Here is a 23,211-nt window from a genome sequence, read left to right on the forward strand (position 1 = left end):
GTATGGCACATTTAAATATATATGCTATAATATATAATATAAAAGCAAATAGGAGGATATTATAATGACTGAATATAAATACATTAAATGGTTTAATGAAATTAATAAAAATGATATTCCTGTTGTAGGAGGTAAAGGTGCAAACCTAGGAGAATTGACTCAAAAAGGGTTGGATGTACCACCAGGATTTTGTATAACAGCAGGAGCTTATACCCACTTTATTAACTATGCTGAGTTAGATGAAGTAATAAAAGAATTAATCAGAGGATTAGATGAAGAAAATTCTGATATGCTTCAAAATGTGAGTCGTGCTATTCAAGATAGAATAAATTGTGGGAAAATACCAGAAGATTTAAGGATGGAAATAATAGGCGCTTATAGAGAGTTTAGTGATAAAGTCAATTTAACTACTCCAGAAGTAGCTGTAAGATCTTCAGCTACTGCAGAAGATTTACCAGAGGCATCTTTTGCTGGACAACAGGATACTTATTTGCACATAAGTGGAGATGAAGAACTAATTAAGTATGTTAGAAAATGCTGGGCATCTCTTTGGACGGCTAGAGCTATATATTACAGAGTAAAACAAGATTTCGAGCATTTTGATGTATCCTTATCAGTTGTAATTCAAAAAATGGTCAACAGTGAAAAATCAGGAGTTATGTTTACTGCCAATCCTGTAAATAGTGACACTAATGAAATAATGATAAATGCAAGCTGGGGGTTAGGTGAAGCAGTAGTATCTGGAACAGTAACACCAGATGAGTATTTAGTGAATAAGAAATCAAAAGAAATCGAAGAGAAGCACATTGCAGAAAAAAATATTATGGTAGTAAAGAGGAAAGATGGAGTAGGTACAGAGGAAATCAAAATTGCAGACTATCTAGGTCAAGATAAAGTAAATGATCAATGCCTATCAGATGAAGAAATAATGATTTTAGTAAATTATGGAATTAAGATAGAGGAAATGTATGGAGCGCATCAGGATATAGAATGGGGATTTGATAGAGATACTAAAAAACTATATATATTACAATCAAGACCAATAACTACTTTAAAAGGAGATGTTAGTGTGAGCGAAGTAAAAGAACAAAAAGAATTAAAAATGCTTGTGAGGGGCTTGCCTGCATCCCCTGGAATTGGTAGAGGAAATGTTAGAAATATTAAAGATATATCTGAAATTGGAAGAGTAGAAGATGGTGATATTTTAGTTACAGTAATGACAAATCCTGATATGGTTCCAGCTATGAGAAAGGCCGCAGCAGTAGTTACAGATGATGGAGGTAGAACTTGTCATGCTGCTATAGTATCTAGAGAACTTGGTATACCTTGTATAGTAGGAGCAAAAAATGCTAGTGAAATTTTACCAGAAGGATTGGAAGTAACCGTTGATGCAAGTAGAGGGGTAGTTTATGAAGGTACGGTATTAGAGAAGAAGGAAGAAAAGAAAGCTGAGGGAGGAGCTGTAGGAATAAGTGAAGAAATATTAGCAGGGTTAGCTCCAATAACAGCTACAAAGATATATATGAATCTTGGAGAACCTTCATTAATAGGAAGATATAAAAACTTGCCTCTAGATGGTATTGGTCTAATGAGAACAGAGTTCATATTTACAAATATGATTGGTGCACATCCAATGTATTTAGTAAAAACGGGTCAAGGACAATTATTAATAGATAAGATGGCTGAAGGAATTCAAATGGTAGCTGGAGAAATCTATCCAAGACCAGTAGTTGTAAGAATGTCAGACTTTAGAACAAATGAATTTAGAGGTCTAAAGGGTGGAGATGAAGTAGAGCCAATAGAAGCAAATCCAATGATCGGTTGGAGAGGAGTATCTAGATATATTTCTCCAGAATATGAAGAAGGATTTAGATTAGAGTGTAAGGCATTGAAAAAAGTTAGAGAAGAATTTGGACTAACAAATGTATATGCAATGTTACCTTTTGTAAGAACTACATGGGAATTAAAGAAGGTAAAAGAAATAATGGCGGAGGAAGGATTAGTTCAAGACAAGAACTTTAAGATTTGGATAATGGCAGAAGTACCATCAGTAGTATTTGAAGCTGAAGAGTTCGCTCAAATGGTAGATGGATTTAGTATAGGAAGCAATGATCTTACTCAACTTGTAATGGGAGCAGATAGAGATTCAGGTATATTGAATAATATGGGATATTTTGATGAAAGAAACGAAGCTGTTAAGAGAGCTATATCAATTCTTATAAAGGCAGCACATAAATATGGAAAAACAATTTCTATTTGTGGTCAAGGACCTAGTCAATATCCAGAGTTTGCACAATTCCTTGTTGAAGAAGGAATTGATAGTATGAGTGTTAATCCAGATACGGTGGCTTATACAAGAAGATTAGTTGCTTCAGTAGAACAAAAAATGATATTAAAAAAATTAAGAGAAATCTAATTTTATAAGAAGTTTATATACTATAGAGAAAATCTATAGTACAAGGCACTGGTATAGACCAGTGCCTTAATTTATATTTTTTTCTAGTTGTCAAATCTATGGAGGTATAGTATAATCTATTTTGTCGGAAATTGTCGAACAAAGCCGAAAAATCGTATTTTTAGAATTTTTAGAATACATACAACAATGGATAATGTTGGTAAATTTATTAATGTGAAGATACTATTAATACGATTTAAGAAACAAAAAATAAGGAGTGATTCAATGTTTAAAAACAAAAAAGTCTTATCACTAGTAATCGTTACTCTTATTTTATCACTTGTTTTAACAGCTTGTGATGGGAATAAAGAAATTGCTAGAAAGAACCCAGCTGATACCTTGGTAGTTGCCCAAGGTGCAGATGCTAAGACATTAGATCCACATGCAAGTAATGATCAGCCATCATCAAGAGTTATAAAGCAAATTTATAACACTTTAATATTTGCTAATGAAGACATGGAATTAGTTCCAGCTTTAGCAGAATCATGGACAAGCATAGATGAATTAACTTGGGAATTTAAACTTGCTCAAGGTGTTAAGTTCCATAATGGAGAAGAGTTTAAAGCGTCAGATGTTAAGTTTACATTTGAAAGAATGATAAATTCACCATCTGTTGCTCATATAATTGGACCTGTTAGTGAGGTAAAGGTTATTGACGACTATACAGTTCAGATAATTACTTCTGAGCCATTTGCTCCACTTTTATCCCATCTTACTCACACTGCTTCTTCAATATTAAATGAAAAAGCTGTTACAGATGCTGGAGCTGATTATGGACAAAAACCGGTAGGAACTGGACCTTTCAAATTTGTGGACTGGCAATCAGGAGATAAGATTGCTCTTGAAAGATTTGATGAATATTTCCAAGGCCCTGCAAAGGTTAAGAATGTTGTGTTTAGAAATATTACTGAAGGAACAAACAGAACTACAGGTCTTGAAACTGGAGAAATCGATATAGCTTATGATATTGAGCCAATTGATAAGAGAATAGTTACTGATAATAGTTCATTAGAATTAATTGAAGGACCATCATTTTCAAATGAATACTTAGGATTCAATACTAAGAAGGCTCCCTTCGATGACATTAGAGTTAGACAAGCTATTAACTATGCAGTAGATGTAGATGAAATAATAGCTACAGTACTTGAAGGTGCAGGAGAACCAGCTAAATCACCTTTAACAGACTTAGTATTTGGAGCAAATAATAATATAGAAGGTTATAAATATGATCCAGAAAAAGCAAAAGAATTATTAAAAGAAGCTGGATATGAGAATGGATTCCAGACTACTATCTGGACAAATGATAAGCCTGAAAGAGTTAGAATAGCTGAAATAGTTCAAGCTAAGCTTAAAGAAGTAGGTATAGAGGCTAAGATAGAACAAGTTGAATGGGGTGCTTATCTAGATAGAACAGCGGCTGGAGAACATGATATGTATATCCTTGGATGGACTGCAGTAACTGGTGATGCAGACTATGGTCTTTATGCACTATATCATAGTTCACAACATGGAGATGCTGGAAATAGATTTTTCTATAGCAATCCAGAAGTAGATAAATTATTAGATATTGGTAAAACTGAAGTAGATCAAGAAAAGAGATTAGAAGCTTATAAAGAAGCTCAAGAATTAATTGTACAGGATGCTCCTCAATTATTCTTATTCTTCAAAAATCAAAATGCTGGTCAGCATAGAGCGATAAAAGGTTTTAAATTACATCCTGCTGGACATCACTCATTATATAATGTAACTATCGAAGGTGCAACTGTCGAAGAATAAAATGTAAATTTATGATGAAGCGGGACAATCATGTCTCGCTTCTAATTCTTTAGTGTAGTAACTAGAAACAATGATAGTGTATACCTATTAGATAAGGAGGGAGAAATGTGCATAAATATATTATTCGTAGATTATTACTTTTAATTCCAGTAATGCTAGGAGTTACGTTTTTGGTTTTTACAATTATGTACTTTACACCAGGAGATCCAGCGAAGCTTATACTCGGTGAAAGTGCACAACCTGAACAGGTGGAAGCCCTAAGAGAAGAGATGGGTTTAAATGATTCATTTATAGTTCAATATTTTAGATTTATTACAAAGGCGTTAACAGGAGATTTTGGGAGATCCTATTCAACTAAAAAACCTGTTTTTGATGAGGTATTTGCAAGATTCCCAGCTACTTTGAAGCTTACTGTAGCTGCAATGATTATCGCAGTTATAATAGGAATACCAGTAGGGATTATTTCAGCGACTAAACAATATTCAGCGCTAGATAGTATATCTATGATTGGAGCTTTAATCGGAGTTTCCATGCCCGTATTCTGGCTAGGTTTAATGCTGATACTAGTATTTTCTGTAAAACTTAGAGTTTTACCATCAAGCGGTTCTGATACTTTATTACATTTGATCTTACCTGCATTTTCATTAGGAGTTGGATCTGCTGCAATTATTACTCGTATGACTAGATCATCTATGCTTGAGGTAATTAGACAAGATTATATAAGAACTGCTAGATCAAAAGGTGTAGCAGAGAAAAAGGTAATAAATAAACATGCTCTAAAGAACGCTTTAATACCTGTAGTTACAGTAATAGGTCTACAGTTTGGAGGATTGCTAGGTGGTGCTGTACTTACTGAATCTGTATTCTCATGGCCAGGATTAGGAAGATTAATGGTTGATGCTATTAAACAAAAAGATAGCCCTACAGTTTTAGCATCCGTTGTATTTATATCTGTAACTTTTAGTGTTGTTAACCTTTTAGTTGACATGCTATATGCATTTATAGATCCAAGAATAAAATCACAATATAAATAGTTAAGTACTTAGGCAAGGAGGTAAAATAAATGGATAGTAGTGTTAAAAGTAATGGAAACGACTCTAAAGTGAATAAAAGGAAAAGAAGTCAATGGTCAGAAGTATGGAGAAGATTAAGAAAAAATAAAATGGCTATGTTAGGCTTAACTATAATCGTTATTTTAATATTATTAGCTTTATTTGCAGATATAATTGCTGACTATGAAGAAGTAGCTATAAAAATGAACACTTCAATAAGACTTCAAGGGCCAAGTAAAGAACATATCTTGGGCACTGATGAACTAGGTAGAGATATATTTGCTAGAATGATACATGGTGCTAGAGTATCTTTAAAGGTAGGTATAATAGCAGTAGGTATTGCTATTATAATAGGAGGTACTTTAGGAGCAATTGCTGGATTTTATGGTGGAAAGCTTGATAATGTCATAATGAGAGCAATGGATATTTTCTTAGCGATTCCAAGTATATTACTTGCTATTGCTATAGTGTCTGCTCTTGGTACAAGTATGCTAAATCTAATGATTGCAGTAGGTATATCATCTATACCTAGTTATGCACGTATTGTAAGGGCTTCGGTACTTTCCATTAAGGATCAAGAATTTATTGAGGCTGCTAAAGCAATTGGGGCTAAAGATACTAGAATTATATTAAAACATATATTACCAAACTCTATGGCACCTATAATTGTACAAGGTACTTTAGGAGTTGCTGGTGCTATATTATCAACAGCAGGTTTAAGCTTTATAGGATTAGGTATTCAAAAGCCAGCTCCTGAATGGGGTGCGATGCTTTCATCAGGCAGACAATTCATTAGAGAGGCATGGCATGTTACTACATTTCCGGGAATAGCTATTATGATTACTATACTTTCGTTAAATTTACTTGGTGATGGTTTAAGGGATGCTCTAGATCCTAGACTAAAACAATAAGGGAGGAGGGACTTAAATGAGCAAGGAATTCTTAAATATTAAAAATTTACACATTCATTATATAACAGAAGAAGGTACTGTTAAAGCTGTAAATGGTATTAATATAGATTTAAACAAAGGTGAAACTTTAGGTCTTGTTGGAGAAACAGGAGCAGGAAAAACAACAACTGCTTTAGGAATTCTAAGGTTAGTTCCCAATCCTCCTGGAAAGATTATTGACGGGGAAATATTTTTAGAAGGTGAAAATATACTAAAGCTTTCAGAGGAAGAGATGAGAATGATAAGAGGGAATAAAGTATCTATGATATTTCAAGACCCTATGACTGCTTTAAACCCTGTAATGACAGTAGGAGAACAAATAGCGGAAGTTATTGAAATACATGAGGATTTATCTACTAAAGAAGCAGACGAAAAAGCTAAGAAAATGCTTGAATTAGTTGGTATACCTGGAGCTAGAGCTAATGACTATCCACATCAATTCTCAGGTGGTATGAAGCAAAGAGTGGTTATTGCTATAGCATTAGCATGTAATCCGGGACTTTTAATAGCTGATGAACCTACTACAGCTCTTGACGTTACTATACAGGCTCAGGTTCTAGACCTTATGAATAATTTGAAAAATGAATTTAATACGGCTATGCTTTTGATTACTCATGATTTAGGTGTTGTGGCAGAAGTTTGTGACAAAGTGGCTATAATGTATGCAGGAGAAATAGTAGAGTACTCAGATATTGAAGATCTTTTTGAAAACCCAAAACATCCATATACTGTAGGATTATTTGGTTCTATTCCAAGTCTTGATGAAGAAGTAGATAGATTAAAACCAATAAGAGGATTAATGCCAGATCCTACTGATTTACCTTCAGGCTGCAAATTTCATCCAAGATGTCCACATGCAACAGATGCTTGTGCAGCTAATCATCCAGAAGATATAGAAGTGTCTCCTGGTCACAAGGTAAAATGCTTAATTTATACTGGACAAGTAAAACCAAAGGGGGAAATATAGATGGAACCAATTTTACAAGTTCGAAACCTAAAAAAACACTTTAATACCCCTAAAGGACTACTTCATGCAGTGGATGGTGTTACTTTTGACATTAACAAAGGAGAGACTCTTGGAGTTGTAGGGGAATCAGGCTGTGGAAAATCAACTTTAGGTAGGGTGATACTTCATCTATTAGAATCAACAGACGGTGAATTATTTTACGAAGGACAAAATATTACAAAGGTCACAAAATCACAGTTTAGAGAATTAAGAAAGAAAATGCAAATTATTTTCCAGGACCCATTTTCATCTCTAAATCCTAGGATGACTGTTAGTGAAATTATTAAGGAACCATTGATAATTCATAAAACCATAAGAAATAAAAAAGCAATAGATAAAAAAGTGTCTGAATTGATGGATACTGTAGGTCTAGCTGAAAGACTTGTAAATACTTATCCTCATGAACTTGATGGAGGTAGAAGACAAAGAATTGGTATTGCTCGTGCCTTAGCGCTTAATCCGGGATTTATTGTCTGCGATGAGCCAGTATCAGCTCTTGACGTATCTATTCAGGCGCAAGTATTAAATCTAATGCAAGATTTACAAAAAGAAATGGATTTAACTTATATGTTTATCACTCATGACTTATCTGTTGTTAAACATATTTCAAATGATATACTTGTAATGTATCTTGGTCAACTAGTTGAAAAGGCTGATTCTAAGGAATTATTTATGAATCCATTGCATCCTTATACAAAGGCGTTACTTTCAGCTATTCCAGTACCAAGTTTAAAGTATAAGAGAGAGAGAGTTTTATTAAAAGGTGAAATCACTTCTCCTATAAATCCAAAGCCAGGATGTAGATTTGCACAAAGATGTATTTATGCAAAAGACAACTGTCATGTTGACAATCCAGTAATAGAAGAAATAATGCCAGGTCATTTTGTGGCGTGCCATCATATTAGAGAAATAAATGGATTAAAATAGTTAGATATCAAAGAAAAAAGCTAAAGGCAGATTATCTGCCTTTTTTCTTTTCTAAAATATATAAGTATAGTATAATAAGAATATTATATAGTTGAGGTGGAAAATGCTTAATATAATGGTTGTTTTTTCAATTCTTGCAGGAATTGACAAGATATTAAATAATAGGTTTGGATTAGGAGAGAAATTTGATGAAGGATTTAAAGCCTTGGGGGGACTTGCTTTAACTATTATTGGGATTTATAGTATATCTCCTATTGTAGCAAAGAGTCTTACACCAATACTTTATCCACTGGCAAGAGTTATAAATACGGACCCTTCTGTATTTATAGGCAGTTTATTAGCTCCGGATTTGGGAGGATATACTACTAGTATTGGTATAGCGGCATCAAGAGTTGTTGGAGAGTTTAACGGACTTATACTTTCATCTATGCTCGGAACAATTATATCTTTTACTATACCAGTAGCTGTAGGGTTAATATCTAAAGATGACTTTTATTATTTTGCCAAGGGAGTTTTGGCTGGAATCATGACTATACCATTGGGGATGATTGTAGGCGGGTTAATGATGGGACTAAAGGCAGTAGATATTATTTTTAGCTTGATTCCGGTAGTAGTATTCTCCATAATAATAGTATTTGGGCTATTAAAGGCTCAGAAAAGTATTATTAAAATATTTAATATATTAGGTAAGATTATTATAATCGTCAGTACATTTGGATTGATTTTATCTATTGTAAATTTCATGTTTAGAATTGAATTGATCAAAGGTATGATTCCAATTGAAGAGGGAGCTATATTGGTGGTAAAGATAGGTATTATATTGTCAGGAGCCTATCCTATGTTCCACGTTATATCTAGAATATTACATAAGTACTTGTCTAAAATAGGAAAAAAATTTGAACTTGATGAATATTCTATACTTGGAATCTTTAGTTCTTTAGCTAATTGCATTCCAATGTTGGGAATTTATGATAAAATGAATGAAAAAGGAAAGATATTAAATGCAGCATTTGCTGTATCTGGTGCATTCACCTTTGGAGGTCAACTAGGTTATATTTCATCAGTTTCACCAGAGACAGTTAATCCATTTATAATATCTAAGTTAGCAGCAGGTATTTCTGCTATTTTAGTAGCTGTGCTATTATTAAAACTAGAAAAACCTAGGAGGGGTGAGTATGAAAATTAATGAAAGAGTAAAGAAATTAAGAGATTTAATGAAAGATAGAGGTATTGATGCCTATATCGTAAACACTGCAGATCCCCATCAATCTGAATATGTGGCTGACCACTATAAGGGAAGAGTATGGATATCAGGATTTACAGGTTCAGCTGGTACTGTAGTCATTACCCAAGAAGAAGCAATTCTTTGGACAGATGGCAGATATTTTATTCAAGCAGAAAGGGAATTAGAGGGTAGTGAATATAAATTATTTAAAATAGCAATACCTGGATTTCCGACTTATACAGAATGGCTGAAAGATAATCTAAAGGATGGAGATGTTCTTGGATTTGATGGTAAAGTATTTCCACAATCCTCAGTTGAAAACTTGGAAAAAGAATTTAAGGAAAAAGATATTAAATTTGTTGATGAATATGACTTAATAGGTGAGATTTGGGAGGATAGGCCTAAGTTACCTAATGGGAAAGTATTTATACACCAATTAAAATATACAGGTAAAACTGGTAAAGAGAAAATTGAAGAAATAAGATGTGAGATGAAAAAGCACAATGCAGACTATTTCCTTATAGCAAGTCTAGATGATATAGCTTGGACTTACAATATAAGGGGGAAGGATGTAATAAATAATCCTGTTGTAATCTCATATGCTTTAATTTCAATGGATAAGTCTTATTTGTTTGTAGATAAGGAAAAGATAAATTTTGAGGTAGAATCTTTCTTAAATGAGAATGGAGTTGAAATTGCTAGATATGAAGAAGTAGTCCATTATGTAGAAGAAATAGATAAGAATTCGAGAGTATATGTAGATAAGAATAGAGTTAACAGATGGATATACAAAGCCATACCATCTGAATGTAAAATAATAGATGGTATGGATATTACCACAAAACTAAAGGGAACTAAAAATTCTATTGAGATTGAAAATCAAAGAAATGCTTATATAAAAGATGGAGTTGCATTAGTTAGGTTTTTGTATTGGCTAGATAAAAATATAGGCAAAATACCTATTACTGAAATGTCAGCACAGGAAAGATTACTAGAGTTTAGAAAAGAACAAGAAGGATTTATTGAACCAAGTTTTAATACTATTTCAGCATACAAGGCAAATGCAGCCATGATGCACTATTCTGCTAGTGAAGATTCTAATGCAGAAATTAAAAAAGAAGGTCTATATTTAGTTGACTCTGGTGGACAGTATCTGGATGGAACTACTGATATTACTAGAACAGTAGTTATGGGGCCTATAACTGCAGAAGAAAAAAGAGATTTCACTTTAACTCTAAAAGGGCATATTAATTTAGGGAATGCAAGATTCCTTTATGGTGCAACAGGACATAGTCTTGATGTATTGGCTAGATATCCATTATGGCAGGAAGGTATTGACTATAAATGTGGTACTGGTCATGGTATAGGATATTTGTTAGGAGTACATGAAGGTCCTCATAGAATAGCTATGGTAGCAAATACAGTTGTACTGGAAAAGGGTATGATCGCAAGTATAGAACCAGGTGTATATAAAGCAGGAAGTCATGGAATAAGAATAGAAAATATAGTTGTAGTACAGGAAGATATAAAAACTGATTCAGGTCAGTTTATGAAGTTTGAAATATTATCATTTGTTCCAATAGATATAGAAGCGATAGATGTAAATCTATTATCTGAAGAGGAAAGAAGTTGGGTGAATGAATATCACAAAGAGGTGTTTGATAAACTTTCTCCTTATTTAAATGAAGAAGAAAAAGCTTGGTTGAGAGAGGAAACTAGAAGTATATAAGTTATGATGAATTAGAATAAGTATAACTTTCGGTGCCAGGCACCAAAGGTTATACTTATTCTATTCATGGTTTTGAATAGGTAAAATATGGGTATAGGAAGTAAAGGAATTCTGTTTTTTAAATATTAATTGGAGTTATTAATACATATTAGAATTAGGGGGAAATGAGAATGAACGTGACAAAAGTTAGTGATGATACCTATTTACTTTCAGTAAATGTGGAAAATATATTATTTGAAGGATTATGGGAAATACCAAATGGAGTTGCATTAAATTCTTATATAATTAAAGGGGAAAAAACTGCAATTATAGATGGAGTTTGTGGTTGGGATGGAGTTCCTGAATCATTATTTGCTCTTTTAGATAAGCTAAATATAGACCCTAAGTCAATAGAATATCTTATAATAAATCATATGGAGCCAGATCATTCAGGATGGATTGAAGATTTTAAGAAAATAAATCCTAATTTTAAAGTTGTTTGTAGTAAAAAGTCAGCTGAGTTATTAGATGCTTTCTATGGACATACTGAAAATGTTACTGTTGTAACAGATGATGATACCTTAGATTTGGGTAATGGCCATATTTTAAAATTTGTAGAGATCCCTAATGTACATTGGCCAGATACAATAGCAACCTTTGATACTTTGACAGGTACTTTGTTTTCCTGTGATGCTTTTGGATCATTTGGTAATGCTACAGAATCCAATTATGATGATATGTTAAAATCTGATGATATTGATTTCTATGAGAATGAGGCTGTTAGATATTATGCAAATATTGTAGCAGCATTTTCTATGCCGGTTAAAAAAGCTATTGATAAATGTTCTGCCTTACCTATCAAGATTATTGCACCAGGTCATGGAATAGTATGGAGAGAGAATCCTAATAAGATTATAGAAGACTATATTAGATATGCTTCCTATCAGAAGGGACCTGCAAAAGAAGAAATAACTCTTATATGGGGATCAATGTATGGAATGACAGAAAAAGCAGTAAATTATGTTGTGAAAGTATTAGAGGAAGAAAATATAAAGTTTAATGTTCATAGAGTTCCAGAAGTCTCTTGGGGCACAGTATTAGCATCAGCATGGAATTCTACAGGAATAATACTTGCTATGCCAACCTATGAATATAAAATGTTCCCACCAATGGCTGCAGTATTAGAAGAATTAGGAAAGAAAAAAGTATTTGGAAGAAAAGCTTTTAGATTTGGTTCCTATGGTTGGTCAGGTGGAGCTCAAAAAGAACTTGATGAGATTATGAATAAATATTGTATGAAGTGGGATTTCATAGAGCCAGTCGAGTTTAAAGGAAGTCCAAGAGACGAAGATTTACAATTAATTGAAACAAGAATTAGAGACTTAGTAAAAGAAGTGAGGAATGCAGTGAATAGTTAAAAGTGAATGGTTAATAGAATGCGATACTAAAAAATATTAGTATCGCCTTTTATATATAAATGCGATAATTTTAACAACTAAAAGCTAATTAATTTGCTATAATATAAATATAGGCTTTAATTTAAAGTTTAACATTCAAAATTTAAAATTGGCGAAAGCCTGAAGGGTGATCAAATGTTCAACATAGAAGAAGAATTAAAAAAGTTACCTGATAAACCAGGTGTTTATATAATGAAGGATAAGAATGATGAGATAATTTACGTGGGAAAAGCAATATCTCTCAAGAAGAGAGTAAGGCAGTATTTTCAATCAGGAAAAAATAATCCGCCTAAAGTTAACGCTATGGTTAAGAATATCTCTGAATTTGAATATATAATAGTAGATAATGAAATAGAAGCTTTAATCCTTGAAGCTAATTTGATAAAAAAACATAAACCTAAATATAATATTCTATTAAGGGATGATAAGCAGTATCCATATATCAAGGTAACTGTTAATGAAAAATATCCTAGAGTTATGAAAACTAGGCATATATCAAAAGATGGAGCTAAATATTTTGGACCTTATCCTAGCGTATATGCAGTAAATGATGCAATAGAGATTATAAGGAATTTATATCCTCTTAGAACATGTAACCGCAATCTAGATAAAGATATAGGAAAAACAAGGCCTTGTTTAAATTTTTATATAGGAAGATGTTTAGGACCTTGCCAAGGCAACGTGGATGAAAAAAAATATATGGATATGGTAAATGAAGTACTTTTATTTTTGAATGGGAAAGAGGATAAGCTAGTAGATATAATAGAAAACAAAATGAAGGAAGCTGCTAAAGCTCTAGACTTTGAGGGAGCAGCAAAATATAGAGATCAAATAAATTCTTTAAACCTACTTCATGAGAAACAAAAGATTGTATCAACAACAAATGTGGTAGACCAAGATGTAATTGGAATGGCGAGAGGTATTGAAGAAGTATGTATTCAAATCTTTTTTATTAGAGACGGGAAGATAGTAGGTAGAGAACATTTTATATTAGAAGATACTTTTGAAGAAGATAGAAAGGAAATACTAAGCTCATTTATTAAACAGTTCTATATAGGGGCAGCCTATGTACCAAAAGAGATAATAATTGAAGAGGATATTGTTGATATAGAGATTATAAGTAAATGGCTAAGTGAAAAGAAAGGTGCTAAGGTAAATATATTAATACCAAAACGTGGAGACAAAGTAGATTTAATGGAGATGGTGAGAAAAAATGCCTTAGACATGTTAAATCAATATGGCGATAGGTTTTTAAAGAAGGCTAGGGAAAATCAAAAAGCCTTAGAAGAGTTACAAAATATTATTGGCATTTCTAGTGAATTAAATAGAATTGAAGCCTTTGATATATCAAATATTAGTGGAGTAGAATCAGTAGGTTCAATGGTAGTATTTGAAAAGGGAGAGCCTAAGAAGTCAGATTATAGAAGATTTAGAATCAGAACCATAACTGGATCAGATGATTATGGCAGTATGGAAGAGATATTGTTGAGAAGATTTACTAGGGGCATTGAAGAGAGAAAGTTGATGACAGAGAATAAAATAGAGGTAAAAGGATTTTCAATTTTTCCAGATTTAATAATGATGGATGGTGGTAAGGGTCAAGTCAATGTGGCAATTCGAGTATTAAAAGATTTAAATATAAATATTCCTGTGTGTGGTCTTGTAAAAGATGATTTTCACAAAACTAGAGGCATAATATATAATAATAAAGAGATTCGATTAGAAGAAGATTCTCTAGGGTTTAGATTAATATATAAAATTCAAGAGGAGGCCCATCGCTTTGCTATATCTTATCATAGATCACTTAGAACTAAAAAAATGTTTAAGTCTGAATTAGATGATATAAAAGGTATAGGAGAAAAAAGAAAGGTCGAACTTCTAAAGCATTTTGAAAGTATTGATAAAATAAAAAAAGCATCTCTGGAAGAATTAGTAGAAGTAAAGGGTATGAATAGAGCAGTAGCAGAAGAATTATATAATCATTTTAATAAAGAAAAGGAGGAAAAAAGATGAAACAATTATTTTTATCTGATACTGATAAAAAAATATGTGGAGTATGTGGCGGAATTGCAGAATATTTTGATATTGACTCTACTTTAGTAAGACTTGCCTGGGTATTATTATCTCTTTTTACTGTAGCTTTTCCAGGAATAATAGCATATATTATAGCTTGCATGATTATTCCAAAAAGAAGCTTTTAATATTGAAGATGTATTAGATGAAACAAAGCAAATAACAGAATAATGCAAATAATCTGTTATTAAAATTGGGCCTTTCAGAGATTGACTTTCGTTCCAATATTTCATATACTTGAATAGGAACACACTGTCATAAATTACTAATGTTTCAATTGACAGAATGTTAAAATATCTACAAACTATAATAGTTTTTATAATAAAAAGGAGGTTTATATATGGCAAAAATAATGAAGACCATGGATGGAAATACTGCTGCCTCTCATGTTGCTTATGCTTTTACTGATGTAGCTGCAATCTATCCAATCACACCATCTTCAACAATGGCAGAATTAGTAGATGAATGGTCTGCCAATGACAGAAAAAATATATTTGGACAAGAAGTATTAGTTACAGAAATGCAATCTGAGGCGGGAGCAGCAGGGGCAGTACACGGTTCCCTATCAGCAGGAGCATTAACTACTACTTTCACGGCTTCACAAGGCTTATTACTTATGATTCCAAATATGTATAAAATGGCAGGAGAACTGTTACCAGCAGTATTCCACGTTACAGCAAGAGCTATAGCTGGACATGCCCTTAGTATCTTTGGAGATCACCAAGACGTTATGGCAGCTAGACAAACAGGATTTGCTTTACTTGCTTCAGGCTCTGTTCAAGAAACAATGGATTTAGCAGGTGTTGCACATCTTTCTGCTATAAAAGGAAGAGTTCCTTTCTTACATTTCTTCGATGGATTTAGAACATCTCATGAAATACAAAAAATTGAAGTAATGGATTATGCAGATTTAGAGAAATTAGTTGATTATGATGCCCTTAATGAGTTTAGACAAAGAGCATTGAATCCAGAAAGACCATATACAAAAGGAACGGCACAAAATCCAGATATTTATTTCCAAGCTGCAGAAGCTGCTAATCCATACTATGAAAAGATAATAGATGTAGTAGTAGAATATATGAACGAAATAAACAAAATTACAGGTAGAGATTATAAACCTTTCAATTACTATGGACATCCAGAAGCTGAAAGAGTAATAGTTGCTATGGGTTCAGTTACCGAAACTATAGAAGAAACTATTGATTACTTAATAGCAAAAGGGGAAAAAGTAGGAGTTATAAAAGTTCACCTATACAGACCTTTTGCACCAAAATACTTCTTCGATGTGTTACCAAAAACTGTAAAGAAAGTAGCAGTATTAGACAGAACTAAAGAAAAAGGCGCTGTTGCTGAACCACTACATTTAGATGTTAAAAATATATTCTATGATTCAGATATAAGACCGGTTATAGTTGGTGGAAGATATGGACTTGGTTCAAAAGATACTACTCCATCACAAATATTAGCTGTATATGAAAATTTAAAAGCTGATCAACCAAAAGATAGATTTACTATTGGTATAGTAGATGATGTAACTAACCTATCATTAGATATTAATGAAGTTATAAAGACCGAGCCAGAAGGAACAATTAAATGTAAATTCTGGGGCTTTGGTTCTGATGGAACAGTTGGAGCTAATAAATCTGCTATAAAAATCATTGGTGACGATACTGATATGTATGCTCAAGGATATTTTGCATATGATAGTAAAAAATCAGGTGGAGTTACTATTTCTCACTTAAGATTCGGACATAAACCAATTAAATCAACTTATTTAATTACTGATGCAGATTTTGTTTCTTGTTCGAAACAATCCTATGTATATCAATATGATTTACTTAGAGGATTAAAAGATGGAGGAACTTTCCTTCTAAACTGTACTTGGAGTCCAGAGGAATTAGACAAACACCTTCCACCATCAATGAAGAAATATATTGCAGAACATAATATCAACTTCTATACAATAGATGCTACTAAGATGGCAGTGGAAATAGGATTAGGCGGAAGAATCAATATGATAATGCAATCAGCTTTCTTCAAGCTATCAGAGGTATTACCATTAGATGAAGCAGTTGCTCACTTAAAAAAATCTATAGTTGATGAATATGGCAATAAAGGTGAAGAAATCGTTAGAATGAACTATGAAGCAGTAGATAAAGGCATTGATGCTTTAGTTAAGATAGATGTTCCAGCATCATGGAAAGATGCAGAAGCTGGAAAGGTAGAAGGTAAAGATGTACCAGAGTTCATTGAAAAGGTATTGACACCAATGAACAGACAAGAAGGTGACGATCTACCTGTAAGTACTTTTGTTGGTAGAGAAGATGGATCCTTCCCACATGGAACATCTGCTTATGAAAAACGTGGTATTGCAGTAGATGTACCAAAATGGATACCAGAAAATTGTATCCAATGCAACCAATGTTCATTTGTTTGTCCACATGCAGTTATTAGACCATTCTTGTTAGATGGAGAAGAAGAGAAAAATGCTCCAGAAACCTTTACGACACTAAAGGCTACAGGAAAAGGCTTAGAAGACTTAAGATTTAAGATTCAAATCAGTCCGCTAGACTGTACAGGATGTGGAAATTGTGCTGATGTATGTCCAGCTAAACAAAAAGCTTTAGTTATGACTCCATTTGAAGAAGAATATGAAGTTGAAACTAAAAATTGGGAATATGCTATGACAATTAAGGCTAAAACAGATGTAATGGACGAATATAGTATTAAGGGATCTCAATTCCAAGAGCCACATCTTCAATTCTCAGGAGCATGTGCTGGATGTGGAGAAACTCCATATGTAAAACTAATCACTCAATTGTTTGGAGATAGAATGATGATTGCCAATGCTACAGGTTGTTCATCAATCTGGGGTGGATCTGCACCATCTATGCCATATTGTAAAGGTCAAGACGGCAGAGGACCATCATGGGCAAATTCATTATTTGAAGATAATGCTGAGTATGGCTATGGTATGGCAGTAGCTGTTAAACAAATGAGAGATAAGATTGAAAGATTAATGAAAGAATTTATTGAATTAAATATAGATGAAGAATTAAATGGATACTTTAATGCTTGGATAGAAGGTATGAAGGATGCTAAGGCTTCAAAAGCAGCTACAGGAATGATTTTACCAAGATTAAACAAAGATGTAGCAAGTGCAAGAGGAAAAGAAATTCTTGCTGAAATTGAAGAACTTAAAGACTATCTAATTAAGAGATCCATGTGGATATTTGGTGGAGATGGTTGGGCTTATGACATTGGATTTGGTGGACTAGACCATGTTCTAGCATCAGGAGAAGATGTAAACATATTAGTTATGGATACTGAAGTATATTCAAATACAGGCGGTCAATCATCTAAAGCGACACCAACTGCAGCAGTTGCTAAGTTTGCAGCTTCTGGTAAAAAAGTAACTAAGAAAAACTTAGGGCTTATGATGACTTCCTATGGATATGTTTATGTAGCTCAAGTAGCTATGGGTGCTAATATGAATCAACTTATTAAAGCACTTAAAGAAGCAGAATCCTATGATGGACCATCTATAGTTATAGCTTATGCACCATGTATTAACCACGGTATTAGAGTTGGAATGGGTAAGACAATCAAGCAAGAAAAGAAAGCTGTAGATACAGGATACTGGCATCTATTTAGATTCGACCCAAGACTTAAGGAAGAAGGAAAGAATCCATTTGTTCTTGACTCCAAAGAGCCAACAGAACCATTTATGGACTTCATCAACTCTGAGGTGAGATATACTTCATTAAGAAGAACATTCCCAGAGATAGCAGATGAATTATTCCAAGCAGCTGAGGCAGATGCTAAGGCAAGATATGATCAATACAAGAAAATGGCTGAGTAATAATATATAAAATAAAAAGGTTATCGTGACGACGATAACCTTTTTATTTTATATATTATATTAAGATATGTCGAAATATGTCGAAAAACCAGTGAAATCAATAAGTTGACTATGGCATTTAGTAAGGATATAATGGCTTTAATATACAATAGGACAATATAGGAATTCAATAGGAGATATATTTCAAAAGAAGAATTTCAATAGGTATTTGGATGGACTAAAAATTTAAATAAAGAGATATAAGAATAGGGGGAAGGTTAATGAGTCAATGGGGATACTTTGCAATATTTTTAGCTATAGCAATTATAACTAAGGGTTATGGATATTATAATAAAAAGAAAGGAAAGAAAAGGATAGATGAATAAAATAGTACAGGTTAAAAATGTACAGAAAAGCTTTGGGAATAACATAGCTCTTGATGATATTAGCGTTGATTTTAATGAAGGATGTATACATGGATTATTAGGTCATAATGGAGCTGGGAAAACAACATTAATAAGGATTATAGGGGGAACATATAAGCAAGATAAGGGAGAAGTAGAGGTATTGGGATTAAATCCAACTGATGATGGGTATGAGCTTAGAAAAAACATAGGTATTTTATCTGAAAATATGTCCATGTATGATAGATTAAGTATTTATGATAATTTAATATTTTATGGAAGGCTTTATAATATAGAGAAGAAAGAATTAAAGAATAGAATAGATAGTTATCTTAAGATGTTTCAAATTTCAGAGTTTAAAAATAAGCTTATTAAAGATTGTTCCACAGGGATAAAAAAGAAGGCAGGAATAATTAGGGCAATTATCAATGAACCCAAATTGCTTCTATTAGATGAGGCTTCTAATGGATTAGATCCTATAAGTAAAAGTGAATTTCATGAACTTATTGAGGAACTAGTTAAAATCAAAAAAATCTCTGTGGTTTTATGTAGCCATGACTTAGAAGAAGTGAAGAAACTATGCGAATACATTACTATAATTAAAAAAGGAAAAATTGTATATAGTGATAATATTAATAGCTTATCAAGGAATAAAGAATCTATAGGAATTGTAATAAATACTATTCAAGATTTATTTCAATTTAAAGAACAAATAGAAGAGGAATTAAAAAAGAATAAGGTTGATAATATAGAGTTTGATATGAATTCTATAAAGATGGAGATTGATAGTTTAAATGATATAAATAGCATTCTAAAAATCTTTATGGAATATAACTTTAATATTGTAAATGTAGAACATGAAATATTTGATTTGAATAAACTTTATGTAGATAGCCATAGAGAGGAAAATGCAATATGATAAGAGCTATTATGGAAAAAGAAATAAAAGAATTATTAAAATCAAAAGAATTTATATCATATTATATAATGCTTATTGCTGTTATAGGGATTATTATACCTATATCTGCAAAAGAAAGTATATTGAATAGAAGTTGGTATATAATGGGATTTGTCTTTCAGATTATAGCCAGTATTATTCCATCAGGGTTAACAGCAGATTCTTTTGCCGGAGAAAAGGAACGAAAAACAATAGAAACACTTTTGCTCTCACCAGTACCATTGGCATATATTTTTTTAGGGAAGGTAATATATATAGTTATTGTAACTTTAAGTATTATAGCTATAATTTTTGGAATAAGCTACATATTATTTATAATAATGAATTTTATAGAATATAAAAATTTAGTTTTAAACTTCTATTCTTTCAAAGCTATATATTTTATATTTATTAATTCATTAATAGCATGTTTTTTTACTACTTTTCTAGGAGTTTTAATTTCTTTAAAGAGCAAAACCGTAAAGTCAGCAAATCTATTTAATTATTTTATAGCTATGCCTGTAATTGCACCAGTTCTAGGGAAATTATATACTGGATCTATATCATGGGCTTTTATACTAGTATATCAGTTGATTTTATTGTGTGGTATCGGTTTATTATCACTGATAATTAAAAATAAATTTAAGGCATATTCTATATTAGAAAACATGTAGATATAAAATATTTTAGATGAATTAACTAGGTAGAGCTTAAGCTCTACTTTTTCTTTGCACATAAAGAGCAGCATATAAGAATATTATATTATGATGAATATAAAATAAATTAGTAATACTATAGGAAATTTGATACAATAATAAAGATATGGAGATTACATAAGGAGTGGTTTGTTTGAAAAAAGAAGAAATGCAGAAAATGTTTGAAAATAAATCTTTTGGAAAAATATTATTAGATGAGCCAATGAGAAATCATACTACATTTAAAATTGGTGGACCAGCAGATGTAATGATTATTCCATCTAATGAAGAGGAACTAATAGAAGCAATTAAATTCTCAAGAGAAAATAATATAGATTTTTTAATCATGGGTAATGGCAGCAATTTACTTGTTAGAGATGGTGGTATACGAGGTGTTGTAATTAAAATAAATGAAGGATTTAATAAAATAACAGTAGATGGAACTACAATTTACTGTCAAGCTGGAGCACTATTATCCACTACTAGCAAGGTAGCTTTAAAGCATAGTCTAAAAAGCTTTGAGTTTGCATCTGGTATACCTGGTACCATAGGAGGAGCAATTACAATGAATGCAGGTGCCTATGGTGGGGAAATGAAAGATGTAGTGACGACAGTTAGAGCATTGGATAAAAATAATGAAATTAGGGAATATACAAATGAAGAGATGAATTTTAGATATAGAAATAGTAGAGTATGGGATGAAGGTTTGATTATACTTGGTGTAGAGTTAGGTTTAGAAACTGGAGAATACTCAGCTATTGAAGAAATAATGAAAGATTTAACATATAAAAGAACATCAAAACAACCTCTTGAACTACCGAGTGGAGGTAGTACATTTAAGAGACCAGAAGGATATTTTGCTGGAAAATTAATAGAAGATGCAGGACTTCGTGGGCTAAGACATGGTGGAGCCCAAGTTTCAGAGAAACATTGTGGATTTGTCGTTAACATTGATAATGCAACTTGCAAGGATGTATTACAGTTGATTTCTGTCATACAAAAAGTAGTAAGAGATAAATTTAACGTAGAACTTGAAAGGGAGATAAAGCTATTAGGAGAGGATTAGATGATAAAGCTAATAGGTGATTATCATACTCACACTATTTATAGTAGTGGTTTTAGAAAAGAAGGTAAACATGCAATAGGTACCATTAGAGATAATGCAGAAGCCGCTTTAGCTAAGGGACTTAGTGAAATTGCAATCACTGAGCATGGACCTGGACATTATCTTTATGGTGTTAGGAAAAAAAGAATTCCTCTTATGAAAAGTGAAATAGATAGATTAAATGAAGAATTTATACCTAAGGGATTAAAGATTTTACTTGGGATAGAGTCCAATTTAGTGGGGTTAGATGGAACTCTCGATGTAGATGAAAAACTCCTTAAATATATTGACTTCTTAATTATGGGATATCACTATGGTGCTACTCCAAAAACTTTAAAGGATGGTATAGGATTATATGTATTAAATCCAATATCTAAAATTTTTCATATAGGTAAGGAAAAAGCCAAGGAATTAAATACCAGAGCATATATAAAAGCCTTAGGGAAATATCCTATAAATATGATTTCTCATCCAGGATCTAAGGCAGTAGTTGATATTGTAGAATTAGCTAGGGAGGCTAACAAATATGGTACGGCTCTGGAGATAAGTGCAAAACATAGCCAATTATCTGTAGAAAGCATTAAACTTTTATTAGATATGGATGTCATTTATATGGTAAATAGTGATGCCCATAGACCAGAGGATGTTGGAAATGTTGAAAATGGAATAAGAAAAGCAAAAGAGGCAAATCTGCCTCTAGACAGAATAAAAAATATTGAGATAAACTAATGAGGTGTTTTTATGGAATTTTTATTGATTACTGGTATGTCAGGAGCTGGTAAATCTCAAGCAATGAAGGTAATGGAGGATATGAATTATTATTGTATGGATAATCTACCTCCTGCCCTTTTGGCGAAATTTGCGGAATTATGTTACAAATCTAGAAAAGATATAGATAAGGTAGCTGTAGTAGTTGATATTCGTTCTGGTGAATTCTTTGAACATCTCTTCAAAGGATTACAAGAACTAAATGATGGTGGAATGACACATAAAATTCTTTTCTTAGATGCAGCTGATAATGTATTGGTAAAGAGATATAAGGAGTTAAGGCGGCCTCATCCATTAAACCCAGAAGGAAGTATAATTGAAGGTATTAAAAAGGAAAGAGAACTTTTAGAGAATGTGAAGGGAAGAGCAGATTATATAATAGATACATCTAATTTGACTTTAAGCATGCTAAAAGAAGAGATGTCAAATATATTTCTAGAAGGAAAAGGATCAAGAAATATATCTCTTTCGGTAATTTCCTTCGGTTTCAAGCATGGGACATTATTAGATGGTGATTTGATATTTGATGTACGATTTATTCCAAATCCTTTCTATATTCAAGAGCTAAGAGAATATACAGGAGAAGATGAAAATGTAAGAGATTATGTATTTAAATGGCCTCAAACCAATATATTTATATCTAAGGTTATAGATATGTTGGAATTCTTGATTCCTCATTATACAAGAGAGGGAAAAACTCAATTGATTGTAGGCATAGGATGTACAGGAGGTGTCCATAGATCTGTGGCAATAGCTAATGAAATAGCTGACATATTGGAAACAAATGGTCATAGGGTAGCAGTAAGCCATAGAGACTATAGATTAAGATAAA

17 protein-coding genes are annotated in these 23,211 nt (G+C 32.4%); all 17 read left to right on the forward strand.

The window, feature by feature from the left end; all coding sequences use genetic code 11:
* The first annotated feature begins 64 nt into the window (after positions 1–64).
* Positions 65–2,416 (forward strand): phosphoenolpyruvate synthase, encoded by a 2,352-nt coding sequence (ppsA, locus tag RDK80_RS03230; RefSeq protein ID WP_256310874.1) that lies wholly within the window; start codon positions 65–67, stop codon positions 2,414–2,416.
* 264 nt (positions 2,417–2,680) lie between these two features.
* Positions 2,681–4,231: a glutathione ABC transporter substrate-binding protein gene (locus RDK80_RS03235; RefSeq protein WP_216557136.1), complete on the forward strand. Its 1,551-nt coding sequence runs from the start codon at positions 2,681–2,683 to the stop codon at positions 4,229–4,231.
* 107 nt (positions 4,232–4,338) lie between these two features.
* A complete protein-coding gene (gene nikB / locus RDK80_RS03240; protein WP_256310872.1) occupies positions 4,339–5,265 on the forward strand; it encodes a nickel ABC transporter permease in 927 nt (308 codons plus the stop codon).
* Between the two features lie 29 nt (positions 5,266–5,294).
* Complete coding sequence (locus RDK80_RS03245; protein ID WP_256310871.1) at positions 5,295–6,194, forward strand: ABC transporter permease; 900 nt, start codon at positions 5,295–5,297, stop codon at positions 6,192–6,194.
* A gap of 16 nt (positions 6,195–6,210) precedes the next feature.
* Complete coding sequence (locus RDK80_RS03250) at positions 6,211–7,200, forward strand: ABC transporter ATP-binding protein (RefSeq protein WP_256310870.1); 990 nt, start codon at positions 6,211–6,213, stop codon at positions 7,198–7,200.
* Positions 7,201–8,166, forward strand: a complete 966-nt coding sequence (locus tag RDK80_RS03255; protein ID WP_256310869.1) for an ABC transporter ATP-binding protein — start codon at positions 7,201–7,203, stop codon at positions 8,164–8,166.
* 103 nt (positions 8,167–8,269) lie between these two features.
* Positions 8,270–9,352 (forward strand): ethanolamine utilization protein EutH, encoded by a 1,083-nt coding sequence (eutH, locus tag RDK80_RS03260; protein WP_256310868.1) that lies wholly within the window; start codon positions 8,270–8,272, stop codon positions 9,350–9,352.
* Positions 9,342–11,120 carry an aminopeptidase P family protein gene (locus tag RDK80_RS03265; protein ID WP_256310867.1) on the forward strand — a complete coding sequence of 593 codons (1,779 nt, stop codon included), beginning with the start codon at positions 9,342–9,344 and terminating at the stop codon, positions 11,118–11,120. Before eutH ends, RDK80_RS03265 begins: the two co-directional genes overlap by 11 nt.
* Before the next feature lie 170 nt (positions 11,121–11,290).
* Positions 11,291–12,517 (forward strand): FprA family A-type flavoprotein, encoded by a 1,227-nt coding sequence (locus tag RDK80_RS03270; protein ID WP_256310866.1) that lies wholly within the window; start codon positions 11,291–11,293, stop codon positions 12,515–12,517.
* A gap of 174 nt (positions 12,518–12,691) precedes the next feature.
* Positions 12,692–14,569 carry an excinuclease ABC subunit UvrC gene (gene uvrC / locus RDK80_RS03275; RefSeq protein WP_256310865.1) on the forward strand — a complete coding sequence of 626 codons (1,878 nt, stop codon included), beginning with the start codon at positions 12,692–12,694 and terminating at the stop codon, positions 14,567–14,569.
* Positions 14,566–14,757 carry a PspC domain-containing protein gene (locus RDK80_RS03280; RefSeq protein ID WP_094900912.1) on the forward strand — a complete coding sequence of 64 codons (192 nt, stop codon included), beginning with the start codon at positions 14,566–14,568 and terminating at the stop codon, positions 14,755–14,757. Before uvrC ends, RDK80_RS03280 begins: the two co-directional genes overlap by 4 nt.
* Positions 14,758–14,969: 212 nt before the next feature.
* On the forward strand, positions 14,970–18,491 hold the full coding sequence (gene nifJ / locus RDK80_RS03285) for a pyruvate:ferredoxin (flavodoxin) oxidoreductase (protein WP_256310864.1): 3,522 nt from the start codon (positions 14,970–14,972) through the stop codon (positions 18,489–18,491).
* Positions 18,492–18,848: 357 nt separating this feature from the next.
* Positions 18,849–19,793 carry an ABC transporter ATP-binding protein gene (locus RDK80_RS03290; RefSeq protein ID WP_308523457.1) on the forward strand — a complete coding sequence of 315 codons (945 nt, stop codon included), beginning with the start codon at positions 18,849–18,851 and terminating at the stop codon, positions 19,791–19,793.
* Complete coding sequence (locus tag RDK80_RS03295) at positions 19,790–20,485, forward strand: ABC transporter permease (protein ID WP_094900918.1); 696 nt, start codon at positions 19,790–19,792, stop codon at positions 20,483–20,485. Before RDK80_RS03290 ends, RDK80_RS03295 begins: the two co-directional genes overlap by 4 nt.
* A 175-nt stretch (positions 20,486–20,660) precedes the next feature.
* Positions 20,661–21,572 (forward strand): UDP-N-acetylmuramate dehydrogenase, encoded by a 912-nt coding sequence (murB, locus tag RDK80_RS03300; RefSeq protein WP_374041662.1) that lies wholly within the window; start codon positions 20,661–20,663, stop codon positions 21,570–21,572.
* A complete protein-coding gene (locus tag RDK80_RS03305; RefSeq protein ID WP_256310862.1) occupies positions 21,573–22,340 on the forward strand; it encodes a PHP domain-containing protein in 768 nt (255 codons plus the stop codon).
* A 12-nt stretch (positions 22,341–22,352) separates the two neighbouring features.
* On the forward strand, positions 22,353–23,210 hold the full coding sequence (gene rapZ, locus RDK80_RS03310; protein ID WP_308523458.1) for an RNase adapter RapZ: 858 nt from the start codon (positions 22,353–22,355) through the stop codon (positions 23,208–23,210).
* Position 23,211: the final 1 nt, after the last annotated feature.

Source organism: uncultured Tissierella sp. (assembly GCF_902479755.1).
Taxonomy (GTDB): Bacteria; Bacillota; Clostridia; order Tissierellales; family Tissierellaceae; genus Tissierella; species Tissierella carlieri.

Excerpts from the sequence above, each read along its gene's own strand:
- ppsA (WP_256310874.1), top strand. The coding sequence starts at position 65 with ATGACTGAATATAAATACATTAAATGGTTTAATGAAATTAATAAAAAT.
- RDK80_RS03235 (WP_216557136.1), top strand. The coding sequence starts at position 2,681 with ATGTTTAAAAACAAAAAAGTCTTATCACTAGTAATCGTTACTCTTATT.
- RDK80_RS03245 (WP_256310871.1), top strand. The coding sequence starts at position 5,295 with ATGGATAGTAGTGTTAAAAGTAATGGAAACGACTCTAAAGTGAATAAA.
- RDK80_RS03250 (WP_256310870.1), top strand. The coding sequence starts at position 6,211 with ATGAGCAAGGAATTCTTAAATATTAAAAATTTACACATTCATTATATA.
- RDK80_RS03255 (WP_256310869.1), top strand. The coding sequence starts at position 7,201 with ATGGAACCAATTTTACAAGTTCGAAACCTAAAAAAACACTTTAATACC.
- eutH (WP_256310868.1), top strand. The coding sequence starts at position 8,270 with ATGCTTAATATAATGGTTGTTTTTTCAATTCTTGCAGGAATTGACAAG.
- RDK80_RS03265 (WP_256310867.1), top strand. The coding sequence starts at position 9,342 with ATGAAAATTAATGAAAGAGTAAAGAAATTAAGAGATTTAATGAAAGAT.
- RDK80_RS03270 (WP_256310866.1), top strand. The coding sequence starts at position 11,291 with ATGAACGTGACAAAAGTTAGTGATGATACCTATTTACTTTCAGTAAAT.
- uvrC (WP_256310865.1), top strand. The coding sequence starts at position 12,692 with ATGTTCAACATAGAAGAAGAATTAAAAAAGTTACCTGATAAACCAGGT.
- RDK80_RS03280 (WP_094900912.1), top strand. The coding sequence starts at position 14,566 with ATGAAACAATTATTTTTATCTGATACTGATAAAAAAATATGTGGAGTA.
- nifJ (WP_256310864.1), top strand. The coding sequence starts at position 14,970 with ATGGCAAAAATAATGAAGACCATGGATGGAAATACTGCTGCCTCTCAT.
- RDK80_RS03290 (WP_308523457.1), top strand. The coding sequence starts at position 18,849 with ATGAATAAAATAGTACAGGTTAAAAATGTACAGAAAAGCTTTGGGAAT.
- RDK80_RS03295 (WP_094900918.1), top strand. The coding sequence starts at position 19,790 with ATGATAAGAGCTATTATGGAAAAAGAAATAAAAGAATTATTAAAATCA.
- RDK80_RS03305 (WP_256310862.1), top strand. The coding sequence starts at position 21,573 with ATGATAAAGCTAATAGGTGATTATCATACTCACACTATTTATAGTAGT.
- rapZ (WP_308523458.1), top strand. The coding sequence starts at position 22,353 with ATGGAATTTTTATTGATTACTGGTATGTCAGGAGCTGGTAAATCTCAA.